At 74.2% G+C, this 15,886-nt stretch carries 16 protein-coding genes; 13 read left to right on the top strand and 3 right to left on the bottom strand.

What is annotated here, in order from left to right; genetic code table 11:
• Positions 1–6: 6 nt before the first annotated feature.
• From ENKNEFLB_RS16310 to ENKNEFLB_RS16300, 3 genes are read left to right on the top strand one after another with little or no spacing between them, the layout of a single operon-like run.
• On the top strand, positions 7–1,623 hold the full coding sequence (locus ENKNEFLB_RS16310) for an SAM-dependent methyltransferase (protein WP_214056353.1): 1,617 nt from the start codon (positions 7–9) through the stop codon (positions 1,621–1,623).
• Between the two features lie 2 nt (positions 1,624–1,625).
• The gene (locus tag ENKNEFLB_RS16305; RefSeq protein ID WP_246535605.1) at positions 1,626–1,844 is read left to right on the top strand and encodes a DUF6752 domain-containing protein; all 219 of its coding nucleotides are present in this window, start codon (positions 1,626–1,628) and stop codon (positions 1,842–1,844) included.
• Entirely contained in the window at positions 1,845–2,990 is a 1,146-nt protein-coding gene (locus tag ENKNEFLB_RS16300) for a hypothetical protein (RefSeq protein ID WP_214056352.1), read from the top strand.
• 9 nt (positions 2,991–2,999) lie between these two features.
• Here the strand turns inward: ENKNEFLB_RS16300 and ENKNEFLB_RS16295 are convergent, their stop codons facing one another.
• Positions 3,000–4,082, bottom strand: coding sequence for a glycosyltransferase family 2 protein (locus ENKNEFLB_RS16295; protein ID WP_214056351.1), 1,083 nt, complete (start codon positions 4,080–4,082; stop codon positions 3,000–3,002).
• Positions 4,083–4,262: 180 nt separating this feature from the next.
• Here ENKNEFLB_RS16295 and ENKNEFLB_RS16290 point away from each other — a divergent pair, with 180 nt between their 5' ends.
• From ENKNEFLB_RS16290 to ENKNEFLB_RS16270, 5 genes are all read left to right on the top strand, one after another.
• Positions 4,263–5,651, top strand: a complete 1,389-nt coding sequence (locus tag ENKNEFLB_RS16290; RefSeq protein WP_214056350.1) for an endonuclease/exonuclease/phosphatase family protein — start codon at positions 4,263–4,265, stop codon at positions 5,649–5,651.
• 114 nt (positions 5,652–5,765) lie between these two features.
• Positions 5,766–6,962, top strand: a complete 1,197-nt coding sequence (locus ENKNEFLB_RS16285; RefSeq protein ID WP_214056349.1) for an acyl-CoA dehydrogenase family protein — start codon at positions 5,766–5,768, stop codon at positions 6,960–6,962.
• 10 nt (positions 6,963–6,972) lie between these two features.
• Positions 6,973–8,127 carry a hypothetical protein gene (locus ENKNEFLB_RS16280; RefSeq protein ID WP_214056348.1) on the top strand — a complete coding sequence of 385 codons (1,155 nt, stop codon included), beginning with the start codon at positions 6,973–6,975 and terminating at the stop codon, positions 8,125–8,127.
• A 15-nt stretch (positions 8,128–8,142) separates the two neighbouring features.
• Complete coding sequence (locus ENKNEFLB_RS16275; RefSeq protein WP_214056347.1) at positions 8,143–9,246, top strand: hypothetical protein; 1,104 nt, start codon at positions 8,143–8,145, stop codon at positions 9,244–9,246.
• Between the two features lie 200 nt (positions 9,247–9,446).
• On the top strand, positions 9,447–10,145 hold the full coding sequence (locus tag ENKNEFLB_RS16270) for a sulfotransferase (RefSeq protein ID WP_214056346.1): 699 nt from the start codon (positions 9,447–9,449) through the stop codon (positions 10,143–10,145).
• A 33-nt stretch (positions 10,146–10,178) separates the two neighbouring features.
• Here the strand turns inward: ENKNEFLB_RS16270 and ENKNEFLB_RS16265 are convergent, their stop codons facing one another.
• Both ENKNEFLB_RS16265 and ENKNEFLB_RS16260 read right to left on the bottom strand, forming a co-directional pair.
• The gene (locus ENKNEFLB_RS16265) at positions 10,179–11,051 is read right to left on the bottom strand and encodes a glycosyltransferase family 2 protein (protein ID WP_214056345.1); all 873 of its coding nucleotides are present in this window, start codon (positions 11,049–11,051) and stop codon (positions 10,179–10,181) included.
• Between the two features lie 10 nt (positions 11,052–11,061).
• Positions 11,062–12,270: a hypothetical protein gene (locus ENKNEFLB_RS16260; protein WP_214056344.1), complete on the bottom strand. Its 1,209-nt coding sequence runs from the start codon at positions 12,268–12,270 to the stop codon at positions 11,062–11,064.
• A gap of 126 nt (positions 12,271–12,396) precedes the next feature.
• On the opposite strand from ENKNEFLB_RS16260, the gene ENKNEFLB_RS16255 reads away from it, so the two are divergent.
• Genes ENKNEFLB_RS16255 through ENKNEFLB_RS16235 form a run of 5 tightly spaced genes read left to right on the top strand, consistent with a single transcriptional unit; the run spans position 12,397 to position 15,878 of the window.
• Positions 12,397–12,948, top strand: coding sequence for a MaoC family dehydratase (locus ENKNEFLB_RS16255; protein WP_214056343.1), 552 nt, complete (start codon positions 12,397–12,399; stop codon positions 12,946–12,948).
• A gap of 13 nt (positions 12,949–12,961) precedes the next feature.
• Positions 12,962–13,753 carry a potassium channel family protein gene (locus ENKNEFLB_RS16250; RefSeq protein ID WP_214056342.1) on the top strand — a complete coding sequence of 264 codons (792 nt, stop codon included), beginning with the start codon at positions 12,962–12,964 and terminating at the stop codon, positions 13,751–13,753.
• Entirely contained in the window at positions 13,750–14,307 is a 558-nt protein-coding gene (locus ENKNEFLB_RS16245; protein ID WP_214056341.1) for a histidine phosphatase family protein, read from the top strand. The genes ENKNEFLB_RS16250 and ENKNEFLB_RS16245 overlap by 4 nt, the downstream gene beginning before the upstream one ends.
• 4 nt (positions 14,308–14,311) lie before the next feature.
• A complete protein-coding gene (locus tag ENKNEFLB_RS16240) occupies positions 14,312–14,971 on the top strand; it encodes a DUF6758 family protein (RefSeq protein WP_246535603.1) in 660 nt (219 codons plus the stop codon).
• 25 nt (positions 14,972–14,996) lie between these two features.
• The gene (locus tag ENKNEFLB_RS16235; RefSeq protein ID WP_214056340.1) at positions 14,997–15,878 is read left to right on the top strand and encodes a PHP domain-containing protein; all 882 of its coding nucleotides are present in this window, start codon (positions 14,997–14,999) and stop codon (positions 15,876–15,878) included.
• Positions 15,879–15,886: the final 8 nt, after the last annotated feature.

The raw sequence follows: 15,886 nt of genomic DNA, 5'->3' as shown, positions 1-15,886 counted from the left end.
GGCGCGGTGAGTCGGGACCTCAAGGTCCGCCTGGTCGACGGCCGGGGCGTGCGGCTGCACCGTCCGGACGAGGGTGCGGTGGACGTGCTGCTCGACGGGACGCGGGTGTGGTCCTTCTGGGCCCAGCGCGACACCGCGCCCGGCGAGGGACGGGGCGAGCGGCTGGCGGCGTGGCCCCTTCCCCTGCAGCGCTACCTGCAGGGCCGCGCCCGGGTCACCGTGCGCGACCCCGCGGACGGGGCGGTGCACTTCGACGACGAGGTCGTGTTCACCCCGGAGGACCGTCGCGTCGCGGTCGTGAACCCCGAGGGGGTGCACCTGGGGATCGACAAGTCCGGTCGTCTGGTGCCGACCTTCGAGACCCGGGACCGGCACGACATCGACGCGCTGGTGGGCGCGGTGCGCTCCGTGCTCGACGTGCTCCGCCAGGCCGGGGTCGAGCCCTTCGTGGCGTACGGCACGTTGCTGGGCGCGGTGCGGGAGGGGGCGGTCCTCGGCCACGACTCCGACGCCGACATCGGCTACGTCAGCCGGCACGGGTCGCCCGTGGACGTCGTGCGCGAGTCGTTCCACCTGCAGCGGGCGGTGGTCCGGCTCGGGTACGAGGTCGTGCGCTACAGCGGTGCGGCGTTCAAGGTCATGGTGCCGGAGGCCGACGGGATCAAGCGCGGCCTCGACGTGTTCGGCGGGTTCCTCGACGCGGGGCGCCTCTACCTGATGGGGGAGATCGGCACCGACTTCGAGCGGGAGTGGGTCTTCCCGCTCGGCACCGCGACGATCGAGGGCGTGGAGGTGCCCGTCCCGGCGCAGCCTGAGCGGCTGCTGGAGGCGACCTACGGCCGCGGCTGGCGGGTGCCCGACCCGTCCTTCAAGTTCGAGACCCCGCGGCGCACGACCCGCGCCCTCGACGACTGGTTCCGCGGGCTGCGTCCCGGGTTCAAGACCTGGCAGCGGCGCTACGCGCTGCGCAAGCGCCACCTGCCGAGGCGCCGGCCCTCGACGGCGGCGCGCAGCGCGCGGAAGGCCGCCGTCGCCGCCGGCGCCACGGTGCTCGACGTCGGTGCCGGCCGGGGTGCCGACTCCCTCTGGCTCGCGCGCCAGGGCCTGACCACCGTGGCCTACGACTTCGTGACCTTCCCGCTCGAGTCGGCGCAGGAGCAGCTCGCGGGGGAGGGGCTGCCGCTGACGGTGCGCTCGCTCAACCTGACCGAGCTGCGCAGCGTGCTCGGCGAGGGCGCCCGGCTCGTGAGGGAGCCCGGCGCGCGGGTGATCCTGGCCGAGCACCTCCTGGACGCCGTCGGTCCGCGCGGCTGCCAGGGCTTCGCGCGGTTCTGCTCGATGGCGTTGCGCGACGGGGGCTCGGTCCACGCCCACTTCTTCGTGGGCGGGACGCCCGGCACGGAGTGGACCGTCGGCGCGCTGGACGCCGACGAGGTGGCCGCGCAGTGGCGGGCGGCCGGTGCCCGGGACGTCAGGGTCGTGGCCAGGTTCGACCACGGCAAGGACGCCGACGAGGCCGACGGGGACGACGACGGGGACGACGACGGGGACGACGGCGCCGGGACGGACGGCTCGCGCCGCGCCCGGCGACCGTCGTCGGTGCTGATGGTGGGAGAGTGGTGAGCGTGACTCCAAGAGGACCGTGGAACAGGCTGGGCGCGGCGCGCCACGCCGAGCTCGAGCAGCGGGTGGCCGACCTGGAGGCCGAGGTCAGCGAGATGCGGCGGCACAACATGCGCCTGGCGGAGCTGACCGACGTCGTGCAGGAGCTGCTGGTGCCGATGGCGGGCCGGGACGAGGAGCGGATCCGGCAGGCGATCGAGCAGTTCAACGCGAGCATCTGAGTGGTCGACCGCGTCCTGCTCCACCTCGGCCTGCCGAAGACCGCCACGAGCTACCTGCAGACCATCGTGTGGAGCAACCGCGAGGCGCTCGCGCGCGCCGGCGTGACGGTGCCCGGCAGCGAGCGGCGCGACCACCTCTGGTCGTCCCGCACGATCCGGGAGGACCCGCACCAGCGGCACAAGCCGCCCCGGCAGAGGTCTGCCTGGGACCGGGTGCGCGCCGAGCTGGCCGCGGCTCCGGGCACCGGCCTGGTCAGCCACGAGTTCCTGGCCGCGGCCTCGCAGGAGCAGGCGGCGCGCGCGGTGGCCTCCCTGGCCCCCGCCGAGGTCCACCTCGTGGTGACGGCGCGCGAGCCGCTGGGACTGTTCACCGCCAGCTGGCAGGAGAGCCTGAAGAACGGCTCGACGACCCCGATGGCCGACTACGGCCGCACCGAGTCCGCCGACCCGCGGGCGACCTGGGACTGGCGCACCCTGGACCTGCGGCTGGTGCTGCAGCGCTGGGCGCCGTCGGTGCCGCCCGAACGCGTGCACGTGCTCGTCCTCGACCCGGGCGCCGACCGCGACGACGTGTGGCGACGCTTCGCGGGCCTGCTCGGGGTCGACCCCGACGTTTGCGACCTGTCCGGCTCCTTCGCGAACGCCTCGATGGGGGTGGCCGAGGCCGAGACGCTGCGGCGGGTCAACGGTCGGCTGGAGGGGTTCTCCCGCGCCTTCGACAAGGGCGTCTACCTGCGCAGCTTCCTGGCGGACGAGCGCCTGGCGACGCGCGGCGGTGAGCGGTTCTGGCCCGAGGAGGACCAGGTCGCCGACTGCGTGCGACGCGGCGAGGAGAGCGTGGCCTACCTGCGGCAGCAGGGCTTCGACGTGAGCGGACGCCTGGAGGACCTGCTGGTCCCGGCGGACCGGGACGTGCGCCGACGACCGGCCTCGGTGAGCGACGCCGAGGTCGCCGAGGTCGCGGTCGCCCTGGTCGCCTGGATGCTCCACGACGTCCGGGAGCTGCGCTCCGAGCTGGCCGGGCTGCGCAGGGAGGACGCGCCGGGTCGCGTCCCGGCGCCCCCGGCACCCGCGGCGTCCCCGGTGGGTGCACGACGGCTCAGGCGCGGGCTCGGCGCGCTCCGGCGCCGGCTGCGACGCGGGTAGCGCCGGCGCTCAGGACCGGTCGCGGCGACGTCGCAGCAGGCCCGGTCGGTCGGTCGCAGGACCGGTACGAGGTCCGTCCGCGCCGCCCGGCGCGGGGCGGTGGTTGACGTGGTACGACCGCTTGCCTGCGGCGCGGAGCTCGTCCAGGCGGGCGGAGACCCGGTCGGCCGCGGCGGGGGGCAGCACCTCCGGGCGGTGCCGGCCCGCGCCCGGGTCGACGTGCAGGAGCAGGCCGAGGTCCTCGAGGACGCCGACGTCGTCCTGCGTGGTCGCCTCGTAGATGCGGGCCAGGTACCGGGAGGCGACCTCGTCCGGCAGGTCCATCTGCACCAGCCGTCGCAGGGCGCGCACCATCGGCACGCGGTCCGGCCGCAGGGCCACCGGACCGGCCGCGCTCATCGCCCGCCACTTGCGCACGAAGTCCTCGCCGGACACGGCGTCGAAGTGGAGCACCCGCAGGCCCGGGTGCTCGTAGCGCGCGCCGGGCGGAGGACGGTCCCCGTCGGGGGTCACCGGGTCGTGGAGGGTCAGCCGCAGCCCGGCGCCGGGCCGTACCCCCGACTTGCCGAGGACGTGGCCGTGGAAGAAGGCCTGGTTGGTCGGCTGGTCGATGACGCCGAGCACCGCGAGCAGGTGGAGGTCGTCGTCGTCGAGCAGGTGCTTGAAGGCCGTCGGGCGGCCGACGGGGTGCATGGTGCTCACCGCCTCGCACGGGGCCAGCCAGAGGGCCGGCGCCTCGGCCGGGACCGAGGCGAGGGCGTCCGGGTCGACGTCGACCACCTCGTCGCCGTCGACGTGCACCACCCAGTCGACCTCCTCCACCCCGTCGAACAGGGCCAGGGCGACGTTGGCGTTGATCCGCTGCCGCACGTTGAGGCGCTCCGGCCGGTCGCCGTGCCACCACGACCGGTCGCAGGCGACGAGCGTCACGTGCGGGTGCCCCTCGAGGTGGGCACGGGCCTCGGCCTGTCCCGCCGCTCCCGGCGCGTCGAGGAAGACCACCATGTGGTCCACGCCCGAGGCCAGGTTGTCGGCCACGAACCGCCGCAGGTTGTCAGGCGTGTCCAGGACCGTGGAGGCGGTGACGAGCATGGGCGGAGCGTAACGACCACCGCGACGACCTCGTCGAGCCCCGCGATCCCGACGATCCCAGGGTGAAGAATTACAAGCATGAAGTTCTCACGAAACGTTTGCCGGGTGCTGCTGTTGCTGGTGTGATCGATGGGACAGGGGCCCCTCGGGCGGTCCCGCCCTGACTCGAGGAGACCCCCCGTGAACCACCCCCCCCGTCCGCGTACCCGCGCGCCCAGAAGTCGTCGGACCCGCCTCGTCGCGGCGCTGCTCACCCTCCCGGCAGTGACCGCGAGCCTCCTGGTCGCGCCGGTGCCGGCCGTCGCCGACCCGACCGGCACCGACCCCACCGTCGTGGAGCTCGAGCGGGCGGCGAGCCTCAAGGGCAGCGACCTCACGATCGTGCAGGCGAACCTGCGCTCGCCCCAGCCCTTCGCGGGGTTCCAGGCCGACGCGCGCAAGGTGCAGGGCTTCGCGCCGGACTTCATCACCTACAACGAGGTGGCGTTCCGCAACGACGCGCTGCTCGCTCCCGCCGGGTACAAGATGTGGCGGACCGCGGGGCAGTACACCGGGGCCAGCCCGGTCGCCTGGCGCAGTGACCGCTGGGAGATGACGGCGCGGGGCACCCGCCAGGTCAGCAGCTACGGCAAGAAGCCGCCGGGCCGCACCACGCTGCTCGGGATGCGCTTCGCGAGCTGGGTCACGCTGCGGTCCACGATCGACGACCGGGTGCTCTCGGTGATCTCGATGCACGCGGCGCCGAAGGTGCGGGGCATGCCGGACCTGCGGCGTACGGCGGTGCGCAACCTCGGCACGCTCGTGCGCGAGCTGGCCCCCCGCGGGCCGGTGCTGGTGGGCGGCGACTTCAACGTCGGGGCGCGCAGCACCTCCTACCCCGCGGACCTGCTCGGTGCCGCCCAGCTCCGCTCGACCTTCGAGCGGCTGCAGTCCTGGTTCGGCACCGGGGACCACGGCGGCAACACCATCGACTACCTCTTCGTGCGGGACGCGGGACAGCTCGAGGCCGACGTGCACTTCCCGGTTGAGCTGAACTCCGACCACGACGCGGTGGTCGCCGGCCTGTCCTGGACCACGAAGGCCCCGGGGGCCACGGTCGAGGTGCGCAACGACCCGGGCGGCGAGGTCGCGCAGCAGCGCGCGGTGGTGGTCGAGAACCTGCGCGAGATCCGCTCCGCGCCGGTGGGCGGCCTGGTGCAGGTCGCCACGCAGGGCCTGACGCTGCGGGCGGTCTACCGCGACCTGCTGGCGGCGGTGGAGCGGGGCGTCAAGGTCCGCTACGTGACCCGTGGGTCACGGCTCAGCGAGCACGAGGCCCTGCTGGCGGCTCGGCTGCGCGCCTCGGCCGGCAGCTCGTTCCGGCAGTGCACGGCCTCGTGCGCCGCGCAGTGGCGCACCCACCAGATGCCCAGCGTGGTGCTGGTCAGCAGGGTGGACGGCACGCCGCGCTCGACGGTCTCGTCGACCCGGCGGATGCGTGCCGGCATGGTCCAGCGTGCCGCCCGCGCGGTGTCGACGACGCGGTCGAGCAGCCTGGCCGCCGCGGTGGCCGCCTTCCAGTACCGCTGACCCGCGCCGTGCCGGCGGCGCCGGTGTGGGGTTCCCCGGGCGTGACATCGGTCATGCTCGGCGGAGCCCCACTCCGATAGGATCGTCCGCGACGTCGTCGACGGAAGAGGGACAATGGGTCGTCTGTGCATGACCGAGGGCTTGACCGAGGACCAGAACGCGATCCTCAAGGCCGTGGAGCAGTTCGTCGACGAGCGGATCATCCCGGTCGCCCAGGAGCTGGAGCACGCCGACGAGTACCCCACGGAGATCATCGAGGGGCTCAAGGAGCTCGGCGTCTTCGGGCTGATGATCCCCGAGGAGTACGACGGCCTCGGTGAGTCCCTGCTGACCTACGCCCTGTGCGTCGAGGAGATCGCCCGCGGCTGGATGAGCGTCTCCGGCGTCATCAACACGCACTTCATCGTGGCGTGGATGCTGATGAAGCACGGGACCGAGGAGCAGAAGGCGAAGTACCTGCCCCGGATGGCCACCGGCGAGGTCCGGGGCGCGTTCTCGATGTCCGAGCCCGGCCTGGGCTCCGACGTCTCGGCGGTCCGCACGAAGGCGACCCGCACCGACGACGGCTACGAGATCACCGGCCAGAAGATGTGGCTGACCAACGGTGGCTCCTCCACGCTGGTGGCGGTGCTCACCAAGACCGACGAGGGCGCGGAGTCGGTCTACAAGAACATGACCACCTTCCTGGTGGAGAAGACGCCCGGCTTCGGCGAGACCGCCCAGGGCGTCACCGTGCCCGGCAAGATCGACAAGATGGGCTACAAGGGCATCGACACCACCGAGATGATCTTCGAGGGTCACCGGATCTCGGCGGACCAGGTCCTCGGCGGCGAGCCCGGCCAGGGCTTCTACCAGATGATGGACGGGGTCGAGGTGGGTCGCGTCAACGTGGCCGCCCGTGCCGTGGGCATCGCCCACCGGGCCTTCGAGCTCGGGGTGGCCTACGCCCAGCAGCGCGAGACCTTCGGCAAGCCGATCGCCCAGCACCAGGCCATCCTCTTCCGCCTGGCCGAGATGGCCACCAAGGTCGAGACCAGCCACGCGATGATGGTGCGGGCGGCGCGGACCAAGGACGAGGGCCACCGCAACGACGTCGAGGCCGGCATGGCCAAGCTCCTGGCCAGCGAGTACTGCAAGGAGGTCGTCGAGGCGTCCTTCCGCATCCACGGGGGCTACGGCTACTCCAAGGAGTACGAGATCGAGCGGCTGTACCGCGAGGCCGCCTTCATGCTGATCGGCGAGGGCACCTCCGACATCCAGAAGATGATCATCGGACGCCGGGTCCTGGCCGACTACGCGCTGAAGGCCTGAGCCCTCACACGTGACCACGCAGCGGGTCGTCCTTCACGTCGGGGCGATGAAGTCGGGGACGAGCTTCCTGCAGTCCTTGATGTTCGCCAACAAGGAGCTGCTGCTCGAGCGGGGGATCCTGCTGCCCGGACCGAGGTGGGCCTTCCAGGTCCGCGCGGTCCGCAGCATGGTCACCGGCGAGGGCGACTCGTGGGACCGGTTGTGCGCCGAGGTGGGGGAGCACCCGGGCACGTCGGTGGTCTCCATGGAGTTCCTCGGCCCGATGCGACCCGCCGTCGTGCGCCGTGCTGTGGAGAGCCTGCCCGTCTCCGACGTACGGGTCGTGGTGACGGCCCGGGACCTCAACCGCAGCATCGCCGCGATGTGGCAGGAGACGGTCCAGAACGGACGCACCTGGGGCTGGGACGAGTACCGCGACGCGATCAAGCGGTGGCGTCCGGGGCACCGCGACGGCCAGGAGGAGACCGACGCAGGTCGGACGTTCTGGCGCCAGCAGAACATCGCACGGATCGTGCGCACGTGGGCCGAGGTGGTGGGCACGGAGCGGCTCACGCTGGTCACCGTCCCGCACCCCGGGGCGGCCCGGGACCTGCTCTGGCAGCGGTTCGCGCAGGCGGTCGGCGTCGACCCGGTCGGGCTGGAGCCGGCCCGGGCCTCGAACGAGTCGATCGGCGCGGCCTCGACCCTGGCCCTGCGACGGCTGAACGAGCTGTTGGACGCCCGCGGGGTGGACCAGCGGCAGAGCGCGCACCTGCGCAAGGGGCTGCTCGCCAAGCAGGTCCTCGCCGCCCGGCGCGCTCAGGAGCCGGTCACCGGCCTGCCGGTGGCCGAGTGGGTCGTCGGCCAGTCCCGCCGCACCCGCAACGCGCTGAACCGGATCGGCGTCGAGGTCGTCGGCGACCTCGAGGAGCTGGTCCCGGTCGAGGTCCCGGGGGTCCACCCGTCGACGATCGCGGACGCGGAGGTGACCGAGGCCGCCCTCGACGCGCTCGCCTGGGCCCTGGAGGAGCGCGTGGACCGCGACGCCGCGGAGAAGACCGCCGTCCTCGCGGCGGGTGGTCCCCTCGACGACGGGGACGGCTCGGAGGACCTGGACGGTGAGGACCCCGGTGACGACGAGCGTGACGACGACGCCGACCACCACGACGACGGACGGGGTGACTGAGCGGTGGCCGGACGCGTGTTCCTCCACGTGGGGACCCCGAAGTCGGGCACCACGTTCCTCCAGTCGGTGTGGTGGGCCAACCGGGACGCCCTGCGCGAGCAGGGTCTCCTGCTGCCCGGGGCCGGGGTCCACGAGCACTTCCACGCCTCCTGCGTGGTGCGGGGCAACGAGCGGCTCCTGGAGAGCCTCCCCGCCCGCGGGCGGGGAGCGTGGGACCGGGTCCTCGAGGAGACCGCGGCGTGGCACGGGGACGTGCTGCTGAGCCACGAGCTCTTCAGCCCGGCCGACGCCGGACGTGCCGAGGGCGCCCTGGAGCAGCTGCGGTCGGTGGCCGACGAGGTGCACGTCGTCCTCACCGCGCGCGACCTGGCCCGCCAGCTGCCCGCCGAGTGGCAGCAGCGCACCAAGCACGGCCGCTCGCAGACCTTCCCGACCTTCCTCACCGCGGTGCAGGACGGGTCGGCGACGAACTTCTGGCGGGTCCAGGACGTCCCCGCGGTCCTCGACCGCTGGTCGGTGGGCATCCCGGACGAGCGCGTGCACCTGGTGGTGCTGCCGGGTCCCGGCGGGCCGCGGACCTGGCTCTGGGACGCCCTGTGCGGCCTCACCGGCGTCGACGGGGAGGGCATGACCGCACCGCGTTCCTCGGGCAACGAGTCCCTCGGCCTGGCCCAGGCGGAGACGATGCGCCGGGTGACCGCCCGCCTCGGCCCCGACGGGATCGACAAGACGACCGAGCGGCTGCTCAAGGGGTTCTTCGCCGAGAACGTGATGCGGTCGCAGGACCCGGAGCGGATCGTCCTGCCGGCCGACGTCTGGCCGTGGGCGCGCGAACGGGCGGCGGCGATGGTCGAGGAGCTCTCCGGGCGCTCGTACCACGTGGTGGGCAGGCTCGAGGACCTCGTGCCGGGCGTCGAGCCGGCCCAGGGGCGTCAGCCCGGTGACCTCGCCGAGGACGAGGTCGCCGAGGCCGCGGTCACCGCACTGTCCCGCGTGGTGCGTCTCGAGCGCGAGCGGCACGGCGCACGCACCGGTCGCCCCGGGTCCCAGGACGCGGCGGCGCCCTCCGGCCGGTCGCCGCGGCGGTCGTGGCGGCGCGTATTCTCGTGGCGATCATGACGACGCCCCCCGTACCGTCCCGTCCTCGCAGGCTCCGGCGGCTCGCTCGTCGGGTGCGCTCCGTCGTCCGGCGGCGCACCGGCCCGCAGCCCGCCGTCCGCCCTGCCCCCGCGGCCGCCCCACCGGCCGCCCCACCGGCCGCCCGCCAGCGGCGGCGGCAACGGCAGCGGCAGCGGCACAGGAGGTTCCAGTACGTCTTCGTGGTCACCTACGGACGCTCGGGGTCGACCCTGGTGCAGGGGCTGCTGAACACCCTGCCGCGGACGCTGGTGCGGGGGGAGAACGGCCTGTACCTCGTGCACCTGTACCGGGCGCTGGCCGACTCCCGGCGCTTCCGCAGCCGCCACGACAAGTACCGGGGTCGGGCGCCGTCGTCGGCCTTCTTCGGCGTGCGGCACACCAAGGAGCGATACTTCCACCGGGCCGTCCGCGGCATCGTGAAGGACAGCGTGCTCGGCCCGGTCGACCCGTCCTCGGTGGACCGGCTCGGCTTCAAGGAGGTGCAGTGGCACCGCGTCGAGCCGGAGGAGGTCGCCGGCTTCTTCGACATGATGGACGCGGCGTTCCCCGGAGCCCGCTACGTCCTCAACACCCGTGACCCCGAGGCCGTCCTGAAGTCCGGCTTCTGGCGGCGGGTGGACGACGACGTGGCCGCGCAGCGGGTCGAGGCGATCAAGGAGATCCAGCAGTTCCTCCGTGAGACCCGTCCCGAACGCGTGCTCGACGTCGCCTACGAGGCGGTCACCGCGGCGGACCAGGCGGTCCAGGACCGTCAGCTCGTCGCGCTGGGGGAGTTCGTCACCGGCGACCCGGTGCCGACGGAGCTGCTCGAGGCCATGCGGGCCACCGTGGCCCAGCCCCACGGGCCCAACTCGACCGCGGCGCAGTCCTCGACCTAGTCCTCCGCCCGGGCGGAACCGGGCCCGGTGCCCTCAGAGCAGGCCGCGCAGGCGCGCGGGGATCCTCACCACGGGATTGTCACGCATGCTCGACAGCTGGGACATCTTCGTGGTGCGCCACGCGTTGCCGCTGGGCGTCTGGACGTTCAACGAGCCGCGGTCGACCTGGCCCGGGTCGAACTCGGCGGCGGCGCCGAAGTCCGTGGCACGCATGCGGCGCTCGAAGACCTGGGCCACGTCGTCGCGGTTCCAGCTCCCGCCGCCGCGCCCGTCCTGGGCGTTGAGGCCGCGCCGGTGCGCCGCGGTCACCTTGAGCCGCTCGAGGTCGGCGAACTTCAGGTGCAGCATGAAGAGGTCGTCACGCACCTCGAACCGCGAGCGGATCCCGTGCGAGGCGACCACCCAGGACACCCGGCGCCGCTTGGTGCTCGGCTTGCACATGTTCGGCGCGAAGTAGCCGTAGGAGCGCTGGTCCAGGATCGGGCGGGTGGTGTCGAGGGGCTGCTCGGCCTCGAGGTCCTGGACGACGTTGAGCGCGAGGGGGCCGATCGCCGGGGTGGTCGCCGAGGGCAGCAGGTCCCGCAGCGAGTCGTGCCGCGCGGGGTCGTGCACCAGGAACTCGTCGGCGTCGGTGAACACCACCCAGTCGAAGGTGTCGAGCAGGCGACGCGCGGTCTGGTTGGCGGCCTTGAGCCGCCCCCGCTCGAAGTCGGTGCCGCCGGGCAGCCCCCCGAGCTGCTGGACCTCGGCGGCGATGCCCTCCGTCGACCCGTCGGTGCTCTGGTCGTCCAGCACCACCAGGTGGTCCAGCCCGAGGCGCTCGCCGTAGTGGTGCAGCCACAACGGCAGCATCACGGACTCGTCCTTCACGACGGTGACGGCCGCCACCGATGGTCGCTGGGACATGGCGCGGATGCTACACAGCGCGGTCCCCGGGCGTCGGACGCCGTCGCCCGGCCAGCCGCGTACCCAGTCGAGCAGCCAGGCCCGCCCACCGCCCGGCAGGCGGTCCGGCGACGCCTTCCTGCTCCTGCGCCTTCTCGGCGGCACGCCGGGAGGCGCGGAGGTCCTGCCGGGCACGGCGCAGCTCGCCGCGGAGCCGCTCGATGGTCTGCAGGTCCTGGAGGCGCTGGTCCAGGGCCGCGGCGATGCCGGCGGCGGCGACGTCGAGCAGGGCCGCGTCGTCAGGGGCCGCCGGCGCCGGGCCACCCGCGTCGTCGGGGCGACCGACCAGGTCGGCCAGGTCGCCGACGACGTCGTAACCCGCCTCGTCCAGGGCCGCGACCTGGGCCTCGGAGCCGGCCGTGCACCACGCCCGGTGCTCCGGGGGCAGCGTGAGCGGGGTGCCCGCGGTGCTGGTCAGCACCTTCTCGGCGAACCAGAAGCGGGCGACCCGGTTGTACCCCGACCGCGGCCGGGGCAGCCGGTCGCCGAGGGCCGCGTTGACCCGCCGCAGCACCTCGGTGGCCTCAAGGGTGAGGGAGGGGTTCCGGCGGCCGTCCACCTCCTCCAGCGTGTCCGGGTCGATGCCGAGCACGGAGCAGAACCGGTCGCGCAGCAGGTCGGGCGGGGAGCCGGGCGGGGGGACGGTGACGACGTGGACCTGCTCCGGGGGCAGGCCCGCCCCCCACAGCGCGGCGACGCGGACGACGTCCTGGCGTGCCCACCGCGGGTCCTCGGGGTGGGTGCGGACCGTGTCGAGGAAGTCGTCGTAGTCGCCGACCCACCGGGTCTTGACGCCCTGCTGCCACTCCGCGGGGAGCTGGCGCTGCCAGTCGCGCGTGGTCAGCACCACGTGCACCTCGAGGTCGACGAGCAGGTCCCGCAACCGGGCGACGCCGTCCGGGGTGGCCGAGGAGAGGAGCTCGTGGGTGATCAGCACGTCGAGGTCTGTGTCCTCGACCTCCCGGGCGAACGAGTCGAGCACCTCCTGCGGGTCCACGTCGTCGGTGGCGGGGTCGATCGCGTCGCGCAGCACGAGGCTGAGCCGGAAGTGGTCGGACAGGGCCATCGGCAGGTGCAGCCCCTGTCCGCGCAGCGCGGGCCGCGAGGCCCACAGCACGCTCTGGAGGTAGGTGGTGCCCGTCTTGGGGCAGCCGACGTGGAGGAAGGCGCGGCGTGTCACCGGGCGATTGTGTCAGCCGGCGACGCGCGGAGCGGAGGGCCGCGGCGCCCGGGCGGCCGGGGATGGGCAGGATGGCCCCGGACCCGACGCCGCGAGCCGCGGCGTCACGACACGGAGGAGCCCACGGTGCAGTTCGGACGCAGCTACGAGGAGTTCGAGGTCGGAGCGACCTACCGTCACTGGCCGGGGAAGACGGTGACCGAGTACGACGACCACCTCTTCTGCCTGCTGACGATGAACCACCACCCGCTCCACATGGACGAGCACTTCGCGAGCGAGACGACGCAGTTCGGTCGCAACGTGGTGGTGGGCAACTACGTCTACTCGATCCTGCTCGGGATGTCGGTGCCCGACGTCTCCGGCAAGGCGATCGCCAACCTCGAGGTCGAGTCGCTGCGCCACGTCGCCCCGACCTTCCACGGTGACACGCTCTACGGGGAGACCACCGTGCTGGGCAAGCGGGAGTCGGCCTCGAAGGACGACCGGGGCGTGGTCCACGTCGAGACCATCGGCTACAAGCAGGACGGCACCGTGGTCTGCGTCTTCCGGCGCAGGGTGATGGTGCCCAAGCAGTCCTACCTCGAGCAGCGCGGCGGGGAGCAGCCCGGGCGGCCGGTCCCGGTCCCGGACCGGAACTGGCCGGGACCGCTCGCCGAGCGGCCCGTGGCCGACGGCTGAGGCGGGGACCCCGGTGCGCTGGGAGGAGCGCCGCGAGGTCGTCCTCGGGGTGCTCGCGCTGCTCTTCCTGGGCGCCTACGCCTGGCCGATCCTGGACCCCGGGCTCGACCCGGGCTGGGAGCGCGCCTGCCGGCTCACCCAGGTCGTCGTCTGGGTGGCCTTCGGCGCCGACTTCGCGCTCCGCGTCGCCGCGGCGCCGGCCCGGGCGCGGTGGGTGCGCGGCCACCTGCTCGAGCTGGCCCTGCTCGTGCTGCCGGTGCTGCGACCGCTGCGGCTGCTGGTCCTGCTGACCCTGCTGCGGGCGATCAACCGCGGCGGCGCGGTCAGCCTCCGCGGCCGCGTCGGGGTCTACGTCGGCGCCGGCAGCGTCCTGGTCGGGCTGGTGGCGGCGCTCTCGGTGCTCGAGGCGGAGCGCGGCGCCCCGGGGGCGACCATCACCGGCTTCGGCGACGCCGTGTGGTGGGCCTGCACGACGATGACCACCGTCGGGTACGGCGACACGTACCCGGTGACGCCGCTCGGACGCACGATCGGTGTCGGGCTGATGGTGGCCGGTGTGGCGCTGCTGGGGGCGGTGACCGCCACGGCGGCCGCCTGGCTCGTGCAGGCCGTCGCCGAGGAGGAGGCGGAGGAGGCCGCGGAGGAGGCTGCGCAGGAGGCTGCGGAGGAGGCTGCGCAGGTCGCGGCCGTCGGTGCGCGGGACCCGGGGGCCGAGCTGCTGCGCGAGGTGCGGGCCCTGCGGGCCGAGGTCGCAGCGCTCCGGGGTCGACCCGACCCCGGTCGGGATGGGAACCTGCAGCAATGACGCGCCTGTGGCTGGTCCGGCACGGTGAGACCGAGTGGAGCCGCGACGGTCGGCACACCTCGACCACCGACCTCCCCCTCACCGAGGACGGGGAGGAGACGGCCCGCTCGCTGGCCCCCCGGCTGGGCTCGGAGTCGTTCGCGCTGGTGCTGTCCTCCCCGCGGCAGCGGGCCCGGCGTACCGCGGCCCTGGCCGGCTTCGCCGAGCCCGAGATCACCGAGGACCTCGCCGAGTGGGCCTACGGCGACTACGAGGGCGTGAGCACCGAGGAGATCCGGCGCACGGTGCCGGGCTGGACGGTGTGGTCCCACCCGGTGCCTGGCGGCGAGGCCGCGGCCGCGGTCGCCGCGCGGCTGGACCGCGTGGTCGCCCGGGTGCGCGAGGTGGACGGCGACGTGCTGGTCTTCGCCCACGGGCACTCCCTGCGGGCCCTGGCGGCGCGGTGGCTCGGGCTGGACGTCCGCGACGGCCGGCTGCTCCGGCTGGACACCGCGACCATCTCGCAGCTCGGCTTCGAGCGTGAGAGCCCGGTGGTGCTGCGGTGGAACGGCTGACGCGGTGACCGCGGGCGTCGACCCGGTCCTCCCGCCGGGGTGCCCCCGCTGCCTGTCGCAGCCGGTCCCCGACGGGCCGGCCTGGCGGTGCGACGAGCACGGCCGGGTCACCCCGCTCTGGCGCCCGGTCGAGGTCGGGTACGCCGGGTTCGTGGCGCAGCTGCAGGCCACGGACGAGCACCCCACGCTGCTGCCGTGGCCGATGGGCCCGGCCTGGACGGTCACCGACCACGCCCGGGTCGGCGGTGGCCCGCAGCACGGGCGGACCCTGGCGACGCTGACCTGCTGCTCGGGACCGAGCGCCCTGGACGGGCCCGTCGACGTCCTCGTCGTGGCGGAGGAGGCCGGGGTCGGTCTCGGCGCCCGGTGCGCCGGCGTGGGCGAGCACGAGCCCGGACCGCAGCTGGGGGAGGGCCCGCCCGCCGCGCGGGTCCGTCTGGGCCAACAGTCCGTGCCGCTGTGGTCGCTGTCGACCAGCGGCGCGGGGCCCGAGCTCGACCGGTCGGTGCTGGTGGGGGAGGCGCTGGGCCGCTGGCTGTGGCTGGTCCTGCGTCCGGCCTCGGCCATCCTGCTGCTGCGCGAGGACCAGGTGCTGCGCGACGCCGCCGAGCTGGGTCCGGTCCTCGTCGAGGTGCCCTTCGGCGGTCCGCGCCCACCCTGGTGAGCTGCGCCCCTCCTAGGATCCCCGGATGAGGATCGACCTGCACACCCACTCCGACGTCAGCGACGGGACGGCCCCGCCGGCGTCGGTCGTCCGCGACGCCGCCGCCGCCGGGCTCGACGTCGTCGCGCTGACCGACCACGACACCACGCTGGGCTGGGCGGAGGCCGAGCAGGCGGCCCGCGAGGTCGGCATCGACCTGGTCCGCGGGCTCGAGATCAGCTGCACCCACCAGGGCCGGGGCCTGCACCTGCTGGCCTACCTGCCGGACCCGACCCACCCCGGCCTGCGTGACCTCCTCGCGCGCATCGGGGCGGGACGCAGCGGCCGGGTGCCCGCGATGCTGGCGCAGCTGCGCGAGGCCGGGGTCGCCATCGAGCAGGCCGACCTCGACCGGGAGGGCTCCCGCACCGCAGCCACCGGGCGCCCCCACGTCGCCGACGCCCTGGTGCGCCTGGGCGTGGTGGCCAGCCGGGACGAGGCCTTCCGCGACTGGCTGGACGCCGGCCGACCGGGCTTCGTGGACCGCTGGGCGGCGTCGGTGACCGAGATGGTGCAGGCGGTCGGCGAGGCCGGTGGCGTCACCGTGGTCGCCCACCCGTGGGGCCGCGGCGGGCGCGGCGCGCTGCCCGAGGACGAGATCGCGGTGCTGGCCGCCGCCGGTCTGGCCGGGATCGAGGTCGACCACCAGGACCACGACGACACCGACCGGGCCCGGCTGCGCGAGGTCGCCGCGGACCTGGACCTGGTCGTCACCGGCTCCAGCGACCACCACGGCACCGGCAAGGTCGACCACGACCTGGGCTGCCACACCACCGACCCCGAGGAGTACGAGCGGCTGCTCGCCCGCGCCGCGGCCGCCTCCGCCGCCAGCGGCCGCGACACCCCGGAGGTCGTCCGGCCGAGGTGACGGTCCCG

Source organism: Nocardioides aquaticus (genome assembly GCF_018459925.1).
GTDB lineage: Bacteria > Actinomycetota > Actinomycetes > Propionibacteriales > Nocardioidaceae > Nocardioides > Nocardioides aquaticus.
This window is presented reverse-complemented; position numbering and strand designations above follow the sequence as displayed.

Coding starts and splice junctions, on each gene's coding strand:
- ENKNEFLB_RS16245 (WP_214056341.1), top strand. CDS start 13,750: ATGACGCGCCTGTGGCTGGTCCGGCACGGTGAGACCGAGTGGAGCCGC.
- ENKNEFLB_RS16265 (WP_214056345.1), bottom strand. CDS start 11,051: ATGTCCCAGCGACCATCGGTGGCGGCCGTCACCGTCGTGAAGGACGAG.
- ENKNEFLB_RS16235 (WP_214056340.1), top strand. CDS start 14,997: ATGAGGATCGACCTGCACACCCACTCCGACGTCAGCGACGGGACGGCC.
- ENKNEFLB_RS16295 (WP_214056351.1), bottom strand. CDS start 4,082: ATGCTCGTCACCGCCTCCACGGTCCTGGACACGCCTGACAACCTGCGG.
- ENKNEFLB_RS16285 (WP_214056349.1), top strand. CDS start 5,766: ATGGGTCGTCTGTGCATGACCGAGGGCTTGACCGAGGACCAGAACGCG.